Here is an 11,924-nt window from a genome sequence, read left to right on the forward strand (position 1 = left end):
GTGTGTGATGAAGACGTATTCCTCGATGCCTGGAGACGAGCCCGTACGAGAAATCCCGTGTTACGTGTGCGGATCGGAGGAGCGCCTCCCCTTCTGGAAGGGAGAGGGCTTCGGTTACGTGAGATGCAGGGCGTGCGGGTTCGTGTACCAGTATCCCCAACCGGTGCCTCGGGCCCTCCATGCCCGGTACGACCAGCGGTACTTCCAGTATGAGCTGGAGAACGAGGAGAACTTCTTCCAGCTCATGCTCAAGGGGCTCCGGGACGTGGGGTTCTTCCGGCTCGAGCGGACCCTGCCCGTCCGTCGGTTTCTGGACATCGGCTGTGCCACGGGTCGCCTCATCGCCCACCTCTCCTCCAGGGGATGGGAGACGAAGGGGGTCGAGATCTGTCACCACTCGGTCTGTCACGCACGGGAACACCATGGTGTGGACGTCTTCGAGGGGACCCTCGAGGAAGCTCCCTTCGAGCCCGAATCCTTCTCGGTGATCCATTCCTCGCACGTGATCGAACACGTCCCAGATCCCGTGAGTTTTCTCGAACGCATCCATTCGCTCCTCGTGCCGGGAGGCTGGTGTATCCTGGTCACTCCGAACCGGGAGGGCCTCCAGGCCCGTCTCCTCAAGGAACGCTGGAGGTCGGCCATTCCCGATCACGTCTTCCTCTTCACGAAGCGACATCTCTCCCGTCTCCTCGTCCGGGCAGGGCTCCCTCCCGTGCGGTGGAAGACCTGGGGAGGGATCGCGAAGGGCCTCGCCCCCGAGTATCTCAAACGCCCGTTGGACGTGCTGGCGAAGTGGTGGGGGTTTGGCGACGTGATGATCGTCCTTTCCAGGAAGACGGATGCGTTACTTGACAGGTGAAAAAGCTTTTCCATAGGATAGACGTATGTTGAGAAAGCGACTCGAGCAGCTTTCGGTCGCGGAACTGCAGCGCCTTGCGGACAGGGAAGGGGTGCGCCTCCCCGAGGATGCGGAGAAGGACGAGCTGGTGGACATCCTCCTGGATTTCTACGAGGAGAGGAGGGAGGAACGCGAGTTGTTCACCAATCATCCCATGAGGATAGAGCAGCGGAAGTACGAGATCTCGCTCGACGAGGAGATCGACTACGGTGAGGAGGAGTTCCCCTTCCCGCGGGAATACAACCGGACAGGCATCTACCTCCTTCTGAGGGATCCTTCCTGGGCCTTCTGCTACTGGGAGATACCTCAGACCTTCCTCGTTCGCCTCAAGAAGGAGGAGTTCGGGGGGCTCTTCCTGAGAGTACATCGGGGAACGATGGATGGAGAGGGGTTCCTCTCCGAGGAGAGCTTCGTGATTCCCGTACAATTGCAGGACCGCTCCTGGTACATCAACATCCCCGTGCAGGGAGCGGCCTACCGCGTGGATCTCATCACCATGGAGAAGGATCGCGAGGTGCTGCTCTGCAGGTCCAACGTGGTACACGTCCCCGTGCCGCAGGTGAAACCGAAACGACCCGGCGAGGTGAGTCTCAACTCCGATATCCTCATCTCCATCTCGGCCCTCCACAACCGCGATGAGCTCTTCTTCCCCGATGGGGGGGTTGATAGTACGAGTTCAAGTTCCTACTATGGTGGGTGACGTATGACCCAGGGATACCTGCTCTTCCACCTCCACGCACATCTCCCTTTTGTCCGTCATCCCGAGCACCCGCGTTTTCTGGAAGAGTTCTGGCTCTACGAGGCCATCTCGGAGACCTATCTCCCCCTCCTGCGGGTCTTCGAACGCCTGGAGAAGGACGGAGTCCCGTTTTCCCTCTCGATGTCCGTCTCCCCGACCCTCATCTCCATGCTCACCGACCCCCTCCTCCAGGAACGTTACGTCCATCATCTCCATCTCCTCCTCGAGCTGGGGGAGAAGGAGCAGCGGCGGGTCCAGGGAAAGGCCGCACTCGAACGCGTGGTGGAGATGTACCTCCACCTCTACCGGACGAATCTCGAGGACTTCGAATCGAAATACGCTCGCAACATCGTAAAGGGTTTCGATTACTTCTACAAGAAGGGATATCTCGAGATCATCCCCACGGCGGCCACGCATGCCTATCTTCCCCTCTTCACCATCTATCCCTCTGCGGTGTGGGCCCAGATCTCCCTGGGGATGAGCACCCATCTGTCCACCTTCGGGCTTCCGGCCCGGGGGTTCTGGCTCCCTGAATGCGGGTATGAGCCGGGTCTCGAGGAGTACCTCCACGCCGCGCAGATCGATTACTTCTTCACCGCGGCCCATGGCATCCTCTTTGCCGAGAGGCGGCCGGAGTACGGCATCTTCGCACCGGTCCGAACCCCGTCCGGCGTGGTGGCCTTCGGTCGCGATCCTGCAGCGGCACGCGCCGTGTGGTCGTCCGAGGACGGCTACCCGGCCGATCCGGTCTACCGGGACTTCTACCGGGATGTGGGGTACGAGCTCCCCCTCGAAGACGTGGCGTTCTTCCTCCCCGACGGGGAGAACCGGGTCTTCACGGGCTACAAGTACCATGCGATCACGGGCCGCTCGGGAGAGAAGGAGATCTACGATCCGGACCGGGCCCTCGCCCGGGTGGAGGAGCATGCCGCGCACTTCGTGAAAGAGCGGGCGGAGCAGGTGCGTCAGGTGTCCAAGCACATGCCCTTTCCTCCTGCGATCGTCTGTCCCTACGATGCGGAGCTCTTCGGCCACTGGTGGTTCGAGGGACCCGCCTGGCTCGAGGCGATGATCAGGAAGGTGGCTGAGGAGGAGACCCTCTCCCTCATACGTCCCTCCGACTACCTGAAAGGGGGATACCCCTTCCAGGAGAACCTTCCCTCGTTCTCCAGCTGGGGGACCAAGGGCTATTCGGAGGTGTGGCTCGACGGTCGGAACGACTGGATCTATCGACACCTCCATGCGGCCGTGGAGCAGATGGAAGACCTCGTGGAGCGTTTCTCCGATGCCGAGGGGCTGCGGCGGCGGGCCCTCAATCAGGCGGCGAGGGAGCTCCTCCTCGCGCAGGCCTCGGACTGGCCCTTCATCATCCGGAACGGCACCATGGTCCCCTACGCGCTCCGGAGGATCAAGGAACACCTCTTCTATTTCAGAAAGATCTACGACGCGTTTGCCCGGGGGGCGCTCCCTGCGGATCTCATCACCGGGAGGGAGCGGCAGTATCCTCTCTTCGGAGATATGGATTATCGTGTCTTCGCTCGAGCGAACGTGCCGGTGAGTCCGTCCCTCTACCTCCTCTGACAGCCTCGTCATCACCTCTTCTCATCTCAACATGTGTTGAGATGAGCCCTTTTTATCGGCAGAATCCCGTGTCACCTTGAGTCTTTTTTATTGACAAACCTCAAAAATGCGGTAGTATGGGAAATAAGTGGGAAAAAGTGGGAAATTTTAGGGGGAAAGTGGAACATGATCACCGGGGAGTTCAGGAACACGCTGGATGACAAAGGCAGGCTCCTCCTCCCTTCCAAGATGAGGGTCGAGCTCCCCGGCAACTCTCTGATCCTCACGCGTGGGATCGATCGATGCCTCTGGCTCTTTCCCCCTGAGGAGTGGGCCCGTATCTCCGAGAACCTGCTCACGAGCATCTCTCCCTTCCAGCAGAAGGCCCGGCTCCTCCAGCGGAGGATCGTCGCTCCCGCCCAGGAGGTGGAGATCGACAAGGCGGGGAGGATCACGGTTCCCCAGGCGATGCGTGAGTTCGCAGGGCTCCAGAGGGATGTGGTGATTCTGGGCATCAAGAAGTATATAGAGCTCTGGGACGCCGAGGAGCTCGAACGGTACTGGGAACTCCATGAGGAAGAGTTCCAGGAGGCGGCCGAGGACCTGGGGAAGATGGTGTTCTTCTGAACAAAGGAGGAGACGAGATGGTGAGCATGGAGATAGTACATGTACCGGTATTGAGGGAAGAGGTGGGCGCCTTTCTTTCGGTGCGGGAAGGTCTGGTGGTGGACGCGACGCTCGGTGAGGGCGGACACAGCGAGGCCCTCCTGGAATCTCGCCCCGGCATCCGGATCCTCGGGGTGGATGCGGATCCCATCATGCTCTCCCGGGCTGGCGAGCGTCTCAGTCGGTTCGGGGATCGGGTGCGCCTCGTCCAGGGGTGGTTCGACGAGGTCCTGGAGTCCTTCCCTGCGGAGGACAGACCCGTGGGGATCCTCATGGATCTGGGTATCTCGTCGTATCATCTCGAGAAGTCTGGGAGGGGTTTCTCTTTTCTCCGGAGAGAGCCGCTCGACATGCGGCTCTCTCCGTATCTCCCCATGAAGGCCTCCGACGTGGTGAATACCTATTCCGAGACCGAGCTGGTGGATATCTTCTCCCGGTTCGGGGAGGAGCCCTTCTCGAAGCGGATCGCACGGGCGATCGTGAGTGAGAGGAGGAAGATGCCCATCACCACGAGCGATCACCTGGCTGAGGTGGTGATGAAGGCCGTGCCTCCCAAGGCACGGCGTGGACGGATCCATCCGGCCACGAGGGTCTTCCAGGCCCTGAGGATCGTGGTGAACAAGGAGCTGGAGAGAGTGGAGAGGGCCGTGAGGGCGGGAGTGAGACTCCTCGCGCCGGGGGGGAGGATGGCGGTCATCTCCTTTCACTCCCTCGAGGACAGGATCGTGAAGCGTCTCTTCCGTTTCTATGCCGGCGCCTGTACCTGCCCCCCGGAAGAGCCGATATGTAGGTGTGGGGGACAGGGCATAGTCGAAGTGCTCACGAAGAAGCCGGTCCGTCCCGGCGAAGAGGAGGTGAGGGCCAACCCGGCTTCCAGGAGCGCCAGGCTGAGGGTGCTCGAGAAGGTCCGGGATGCGGCGCACCTCAGGGAGGAGGGACATGCGCTACCTTAGGTGGCTCGGTGTGTTTCTCTTTTCTCTCCTCTTCTTTCTCAATATCTGGCAGGGGTACCGGTATGCGGCCCTCAAGGAGGAACTCCGGCGGCTCGAACTGGAGCAGCAACGGATGGTGGAGGAGAACAAGAAGCTCATCACCGCGGTGGAGGCCCTCAGACATCCTCAGCGGATAGAGCGCCTCGGCGAGGAATCCCTGGGCCTCGGGCCCGTGGGAGACCGCCTCGTCATCGAGGTGGAAGGAGGAGGGGAATGAGCGCCCGTACCCTTCCCGCCCTCTCCCTGGACCAGCTGGCTTCCATCGTAGGAGCTCGCCTCGTCGCCCCATCCGGAGAACGCCCCCCGATCCGGAGGGTCACGATCGATTCCCGGGAGTGTGAAGAAGGCGTGCTCTTCGTCCCACTCAGAGGTCGTTTCACCGATGGTCACCTCTACCTGGGAGAGGCCTTCCAACGAGGTGCGTCTGCAGCCCTGGTGCAGGAGACCGTGTTCTCTGAAGCGGGATCGGCCCTCCTGAAACACGTGGTCCAGACCCGCGGGGCCCTCCTCGTGGTGACCGATACGCTCGAGGCCCTTCAGACCCTGGGCGAGTGGTACCTTTCGTCCCTCCGGGTTCCGATTCGGATAGGGGTGACCGGGAGCAGCGGGAAGACGTCCACCAAGGAGATGCTCAGAGCCGTGCTCTCCCTCCACTATTCGAGGGTGTGGGCCACCGAAGGGAACCTCAATTCGGAAATAGGCGTGCCGCTCTCGATCCTCGGTATCCGGGAGGAGCCTGAGGTGGTGATCTGCGAGATGGGTATCGATCATGTCGGGGAGATGGACGTGCTCGCGCGTATCGTGAAGCCCAATCTCGCGGTCGTCACGGGGATAGGGAGTGCGCATCTGGAGCGGTTCGGCACGAGGGAGCGCATCGCACGCGAGAAGGCGAAGATCTTCTCCTCTTTCGACGATCGCTCGGTGGGCTTCATCCCCGAGGACGAGGAGTTCTTCCATGTCCTGGTGGAGGGGTGGCGTGGAACCTTCCTCCCCTACGGACCTGCCACGGTGGAGGGCTTCGAGGGGTGGGAGAGTCGGGGGCTCGAAGGCGTGATCCTTTCGTGGAAGGGGCTGCGTATACCGCTCCAGGGATACGGGGAACACATGGTGAGGAATGCCCTGGGGGTTATCCGTCTCTCCGGTCACCTGGGTGTTCCTCCCTCGATGGTGGCGGAGGGGCTCCAGGCCTACCGTCCGCTCTTCGGGAGAGGGGAGCTCAAGGAGATCGGGGGGGTGTGGTTCCTCGTGGATTGTTACAATGCGAATCCCGAGTCCATGAGGGCTTCGCTCGAGGGCGTGCGGGGTCTCAAGGGGATCCGGAGGCGCATCGTGGTCCTCGGGAGCATGCGTGAGCTGGGGGATGCCGCTCCGTCCGAGCACAGGAGGCTGGGGGACTATCTCGCCGGATATCCGGCGGATGTGGTGCTGCTGGTGGGTGAGGAGATGGAAGCCGCCTTTGCTGTACTCGAGGGGCGGAGCGGGGTCTGGTGGATGAGGACCGTGGAGGAAGCGTCCTCGCTCCTCGTTTCGATCGTTCAGGAAGGGGATCTCGTACTGCTCAAAGGCTCGAGGGCACTGGGCCTGGAACGGATCATCCAGGACTTCGAGGGGAGGTATCATGCTTAAGGAACTACTTTATCCGCTCGTGAAGTACTTCACGCCTTTCAATATCTTCCAGTATATCACCTTCAGGGCGGCCTACGCCGCTGTCACCGCGCTCCTCATCTCCTTCGTCTTGGGGCCCATGGTGATCGACTGGCTTCGTCGACTCAAAGCGGGGGAGGAGGTGAGAGAGGACGGGCCGAGCACCCATCGGGCCAAGTCGGGTACACCTACCATGGGGGGAACCTTCATCATCTTCTCCATCCTGATCTCGGTGCTCCTCTGGCAAGATCTTCGCAATCCTTACACCTGGATCATTCTCCTCTCGGTGGTGGGTTTCGGTCTTCTCGGTTTTGTCGACGACTACCTCAAGGTCTTCAAGAAGAACCGTACGGGATTGCGGGCAGGGGTGAAGTTCATAGGACAGATCGTCCTCTCCCTTCTCATCCTCTTCTTCATCGTCAGACAGGGGAACGAGTACACCACCCTCCTCTACATCCCCTTCTTCAAGAATCCGGTCCTCGATCTCTCGTATTGGTACATCCCCTTCGCCGTGATCTTCATCGTCGGGTATTCCAATGCCGTGAACCTGACCGACGGGCTCGACGGTCTCGCCACCGGCCTGGTGATCATGGTGGGGCTGGCGGTGGCGGTCTTCGCCTACCTGTCCGGTCGTGTGGACTTCTCGGAGTACCTCCAGATACCGTATCTTCCCGGGAGCGGAGAGCTCGCGGTCTTCGCCACGGCCCTGGTGGGGGCGAGCATCGGTTTCCTCTGGTTCAACGCGCATCCCGCCGAGGTCATGATGGGCGACACGGGGAGCCTCAGCCTGGGGGGAACCCTCGCCGTCCTGGGTATCCTCCTCAAGAAGGAAATCCTTCTGCTCATCGTGGGAGGGGTGTTCGTTGTCGAGACAGCGTCCGTGATCCTCCAGGTCCTCTCCTACAAGCTTCGGGGAGGGAAGCGGATCTTCAGGATGGCGCCGCTCCACCACCACTTCGAGCTCTCGGGCTGGCCCGAGAGCAAGGTGGTGATCCGCATGTGGATACTCGGAGGCCTGTTCGCGATCATAGGGCTCTCCACGCTCAAGATCCAGTAAGGGGTACCATGAGAGGCGGATTCGCACCCGAACGTGTCCACGACTCCTCGAGAGGCACCTTCCTCCCGTTGCTGGTGGTGCTCCTCCTCTCGGTGGGGCTCTCCATGCTCTTCTCCGCCTCCCACTATCGCTCGGAAGTCCTGGTGGGCAACCCCTACTACTTCGTGCTCCAACAGGCGGTGAGGGTTGTGGTGGGTCTCGTGGTGGCGGGAGCCCTCGTCCTCATCCCTCTCGAGGTCCTGCAGCGCACCGTGCCCTGGATGGTCCTGGGCACCCTGGGGCTCCTCCTCCTCACCTTCGTGCCCGGTATAGGGGTGTCGTTCTTCGGTGCGAACCGCTGGATCGTGGTAGCCGGCGTCTCCTTCCAGCCCTCGGAACTCGCCAAATTCGTCCTCGTCTTCTACCTCTCCTACATCCTCTCCAGGAAACGTGACAGGTTCGAGGATCCGGGGGTCTCCATCGTGCCGCCCGCGGTCGTCCTCTTCTCCTTCGTGTTGCTCGTCTATCTCCAGAACGACTTCTCCACCGCCATCTTCCTCCTCTTCTCGGGGATGTACGTGTTCTTCGCGGCAGGGGTGCCCTTCAGGTACTTCGCCTTTTTCTTCATGGTGGGCGTTCCGCTCTTCCTCATCCTTCTGTTCACCAGGGAACACCGGGTGCTGAGGCTTCTGGCCTATCTCGACCCGTCCCGTGATCCCGACGGTGTGGGATACCAGATTCAGGCCTCGCTCCGCGCCCTTTCGGAGGGGGGCTTCTGGGGCAAGGGCATGGGAAACGGCACCTACAAGTATGGGGTGTTGCCCGAAGCCCATTCGGACTTCATCTTCGCCACGGTGGGGGAGGAGTTGGGATTCGTGGGGGTGGTGGGGATCTGCCTTCTGTTCGCGATGCTCGTCCTGGAAGGGTACCGGATAGGGATGCGCCAGGGAGAGGACTTCCCCAGGCTGCTCGCCTTTTCCGTGACGACCACCCTCGCCCTCCAGGTGCTCATCAACCTCTCGGTGGTGTGCGGTCTGCTTCCCACGACCGGGGTGCCGCTCCCGTTTTTCTCCGCAGGAGGGTCGGCGGCCCTCGTGACCCTCATGTTCTGCGGACTCCTGGGGAATCTGTCACGGAGGGGGGGGGACTCGCATGGCTGACCACATGCTCTATGCGGAATACCTGACCCCTGCGAAGGAACGGGGATCGAGAGGGCGGTGGATCTGGTGGCTGCTTGCCTGCTCCTTGCTGGCGGGCGCCCTCTATCTCGTAGTGCAGGTGGTGCTCCTCCCCCGGCTCAGGATCACGAGGATCATCCTGGAGGGGGATCTCCCGGCGTCTTCCGAGGTGATCCTCGAGCGGGCGGGACTCGATGTCGGACATCCCATCCTTTTCACGGTGAGGACCGAGGAGATCCGGCGGAGACTCGAGGCCTGGCCCGTGGTGGCCCACGTGGAGGTGGAGAAGGTCTTCCCCGGGACCTTGAGGATAAGCCTTGCCTCTCGCACGCCGCTCGTGTATCTTCTCGTCGATCGGGACGGGGTGCTCGTCCCTGCGGTGTGCGACGAGGAGGGCGTGGTGTTCCTCGCGGGGAAGCAGGTCCCCGCTGTGGACCTGCCCGTGCTCAGCGGTGTGCGGTTCTCCAAGTTCATGGTGGGGGCCCGGGTGCCTGAGGCGGTACGGGCCTTCCTGAAGGATGTAGGCGAACTCCGGAAGACGAGTCCCCGGACTCTGGGGCTGATCTCGGAGTTCAGGCTGGTGGCCCGCGGGGAATACCTCTTCGACATCCAGGTCTTCTTCAGAGGCTACCGGGTGCCGGTGAGGTTCGAGGGTCATCTCACCGAGGAGAAGGTGCACTATGCCCTCATGATTCTCGATGTGCTCTCGAAGGAGGGCCTCCTGGAGGGGATGTCTGAAGTGGATTTCAGGGGAGGGCGTATTACGTATACGAAGAGGAGTGGTGTCTGATGGATCCCGTGGTAGTCGGACTGGATATAGGGACCACACAGGTGAGGAGTCTCATCGCCGAGCTTTCCGAGAGGGGGGAGCTCGAGGTGACAGGGGTGGGGAGGGCCGTCTCTCCTGGTCTGCGCCGCGGGGTGGTCATCAATATCGATGCCACCCTCGAGGCGGTGCGTGAGGCGATCGAGCATGCCGAGATGATGGCGGGAAGGGAGGTGGAGGATGTCTTCACCGGGATCGCGGGCACACATATAGAGGGGATCAACTCGAAGGGAGTGGTGGCCGTCTCTCCCAGGGGCAAGGAGCGGAAGGTCTCTCAGGAGGATATCGTGCGGGTCCTCGATGCGGCCAAGGCCCTTGGGCTCCCCATGGACCGAGAGATCCTCCATGCGATTCCCCAGGAGTACACGGTGGACGAGCAGGACCACATCAAGGACCCGCTCAACATCCTCGGTGTACGCCTGGAGGCCGACGTGCACATCATCACCGGATCGGTCACGGCTTCCCAGAACCTCATCAAGTGCGTCCAGCGGGCAGGGTATGACGTGCACGGCCTCTTCCTCGAAGCCCTTGCCGCAGGCAAGGCGGTCCTCACCGAGGACGAGAAGGACCTGGGGGTCGTCCACATCGACATCGGAGGAGGCACCACCGATGTGGTGGTGTATCTGGGCGGGGCTCCGTACCTCACGGGAGCCATTCCCATAGGGGCCGCCCAGGTGACTTCCGACCTCTCCATCATGCTGGAGACACCGTTCGAGGCCGCCGAGCGGCTGAAACGCCAATCGGGCTGCTGTTTCCTCCCTCTCGTGGAGGACGAGGAGGTCATCATCCCGGGGGTGGGGGGACGGCCTCCCCTCGCGACCAGCAGGGCCGAGGTGGTGCACATCATACAGGCCCGTATGACCGAGATCTACGAGCTCATACTCGAGAAGATCCAGAAGAAGGGCTATCTCCCCCACGTGGGTGGGGGGGTGGTGCTCACAGGAGGAGGCGCCCTCCTCGAGGGGGCTTCCGAGCTCGCCATGGAGGTCTTCGGCAAGCCCGCCCGTGTGGGGTATCCCATGGGGGTCAAGGGGCTTCCTCCGGAGTTCGAGACGCCGGAGTTCGCCACCGCGGTGGGTCTCCTCCTCTTCGGGAAGGAAGTGCTCCTCGAGGAAGGTGTGAGGCCGTTGTCCCAGAGGAGATCGTCGTGGTTCTCCTCGATCGGGCAGTGGCTCAAGAACTTTTTCGAATGACGCCCTTGAGGCGAAGGGAGGGGAAATGAATATCGAATTGATCGACGAGTTTTCGCAGAACCCCACGCGAATAAAGGTGATCGGCGTGGGCGGAGGCGGGTGCAACGCCGTGAACCGCATGATAGAGGCGGGGGTGCAGCACGTGGACTTCGTCGCCATGAACACCGACGTGCAAGCCCTGGGGCTCTCCCTGGCCGATACCAAGGTGCCCCTGGGTAAGAAGCTCACCGGTGGTCTGGGAGCCGGAGGGAATCCCGAAGTGGGTGGAAAGGCGGCCGAGGAGGACAGGGACACCATACGGGATCTCCTCACCGGTGCGGACATGGTGTTCATCACTGCGGGTATGGGAGGAGGGACGGGGACCGGAGCGGCGCCGGTGATCGCGAGTGTGGCGAGGGAACTGGACATCCTCACCGTGGGGGTGGTGACCAGACCCTTCGGCTTCGAGGGCAAACAGAAGGCTCGGATCGCCGAGGAAGGGATCCGAAAGATGCGCGAGTTCGTGGACACCCTCATCATCATACCCAACGAGAACCTGCTCAAGGTGGTGAAACCGAACACCCCCCTCAGAGAGGCCTTCAAGGTGGCGGACGATGTCCTCAGGCAGGGGGTGCAGGGCATCTCCGACCTCATCACCAGGCCGGGTATCATCAATATCGATTTCGCGGACGTCCGCAAGATCATGAAGGGAAGGGGCGATGCCCTCATGGGGGTCGGAAGGGGTCGTGGTGAGAATCGAGCCGTCGACGCCGCCACCACCGCCATCAACAACCCCCTCCTCGACGACATCCAGATCGAAGGGGCGAAGGGAATACTCGTGAACGTGACGGCGGGGCCCGACTTCACCCTCCAGGAGTACAGCGAGGTGATGAACATCATCAATGCGAACTCCAAGTCCGACGAGGAGACCGAGATCATCGTGGGCACGGCCGAGGATCCCGAGATGGAGGACTGGGTGGTGGTCACGGTGATCGCCACCGGATTCCAGCACGTGAGGGCGGTGGAGGAGGAGAAGCCCGCCCAGGAACGAAAGGAAGTCCTCTCGGTGGACGAGTGGGACAGGATACTCGGGAAGGGGGGGGCCCCGAAGAAGGAAGAACGGATGGTTCCACGGTCGCTCTTCCCCAGCGAGGACGAGTTGGGCATCCCTGCTGTCCTGAGGTATCAGCGAAGGAAGGGACAGTGAGGA

12 protein-coding genes are annotated in these 11,924 nt (G+C 61.8%); all 12 read left to right on the plus strand.

What is annotated here, in order from left to right:
* Nucleotides 1-7 precede the first annotated feature (7 nt).
* The 12 genes from STHERM_RS04375 (at nt 8) to ftsZ (ending at nt 11,921) form a co-directional block, all read left to right on the plus strand.
* Entirely contained in the window at nt 8-862 is an 855-nt protein-coding gene (locus STHERM_RS04375) for a class I SAM-dependent methyltransferase (RefSeq protein WP_013313676.1), read from the plus strand.
* 25 nt (nt 863-887) lie between these two features.
* On the plus strand, nt 888-1,601 hold the full coding sequence (locus tag STHERM_RS04380; protein WP_013313677.1) for a DUF4912 domain-containing protein: 714 nt from the start codon (nt 888-890) through the stop codon (nt 1,599-1,601).
* A gap of 3 nt (nt 1,602-1,604) precedes the next feature.
* On the plus strand, nt 1,605-3,221 hold the full coding sequence (locus STHERM_RS04385; protein WP_013313678.1) for a glycoside hydrolase family 57 protein: 1,617 nt from the start codon (nt 1,605-1,607) through the stop codon (nt 3,219-3,221).
* A 165-nt stretch (nt 3,222-3,386) separates the two neighbouring features.
* Nucleotides 3,387-3,827: a division/cell wall cluster transcriptional repressor MraZ gene (gene mraZ, locus STHERM_RS04390; RefSeq protein ID WP_013313679.1), complete on the plus strand. Its 441-nt coding sequence runs from the start codon at nt 3,387-3,389 to the stop codon at nt 3,825-3,827.
* 26 nt (nt 3,828-3,853) lie between these two features.
* Nucleotides 3,854-4,819, plus strand: a complete 966-nt coding sequence (rsmH, locus tag STHERM_RS04395; RefSeq protein WP_071650357.1) for a 16S rRNA (cytosine(1402)-N(4))-methyltransferase RsmH — start codon at nt 3,854-3,856, stop codon at nt 4,817-4,819.
* A complete protein-coding gene (locus tag STHERM_RS04400; RefSeq protein WP_013313681.1) occupies nt 4,806-5,075 on the plus strand; it encodes a hypothetical protein in 270 nt (89 codons plus the stop codon). The genes rsmH and STHERM_RS04400 overlap by 14 nt, the downstream gene beginning before the upstream one ends.
* Nucleotides 5,072-6,484, plus strand: a complete 1,413-nt coding sequence (locus tag STHERM_RS04405) for a UDP-N-acetylmuramoyl-tripeptide--D-alanyl-D-alanine ligase (protein WP_013313682.1) — start codon at nt 5,072-5,074, stop codon at nt 6,482-6,484. The genes STHERM_RS04400 and STHERM_RS04405 overlap by 4 nt, the downstream gene beginning before the upstream one ends.
* Nucleotides 6,485-6,503: 19 nt before the next feature.
* A complete protein-coding gene (gene mraY / locus STHERM_RS04410) occupies nt 6,504-7,559 on the plus strand; it encodes a phospho-N-acetylmuramoyl-pentapeptide-transferase (protein WP_420480339.1) in 1,056 nt (351 codons plus the stop codon).
* An 8-nt stretch (nt 7,560-7,567) separates the two neighbouring features.
* Nucleotides 7,568-8,698: a putative lipid II flippase FtsW gene (gene ftsW, locus STHERM_RS04415; protein ID WP_013313684.1), complete on the plus strand. Its 1,131-nt coding sequence runs from the start codon at nt 7,568-7,570 to the stop codon at nt 8,696-8,698.
* Entirely contained in the window at nt 8,691-9,506 is an 816-nt protein-coding gene (locus tag STHERM_RS04420; protein ID WP_013313685.1) for a cell division protein FtsQ/DivIB, read from the plus strand. The genes ftsW and STHERM_RS04420 overlap by 8 nt, the downstream gene beginning before the upstream one ends.
* Entirely contained in the window at nt 9,506-10,735 is a 1,230-nt protein-coding gene (gene ftsA / locus STHERM_RS04425; RefSeq protein WP_013313686.1) for a cell division protein FtsA, read from the plus strand. Before STHERM_RS04420 ends, ftsA begins: the two co-directional genes overlap by 1 nt.
* 25 nt (nt 10,736-10,760) lie before the next feature.
* A complete protein-coding gene (gene ftsZ, locus STHERM_RS04430) occupies nt 10,761-11,921 on the plus strand; it encodes a cell division protein FtsZ (RefSeq protein ID WP_013313687.1) in 1,161 nt (386 codons plus the stop codon).
* Nucleotides 11,922-11,924 lie beyond the last annotated feature (3 nt).

This window comes from Spirochaeta thermophila DSM 6192 (assembly GCF_000147075.1).
In the GTDB taxonomy this organism is placed as follows: Bacteria; Spirochaetota; Spirochaetia; order Winmispirales; family Winmispiraceae; genus Winmispira; species Winmispira thermophila_A.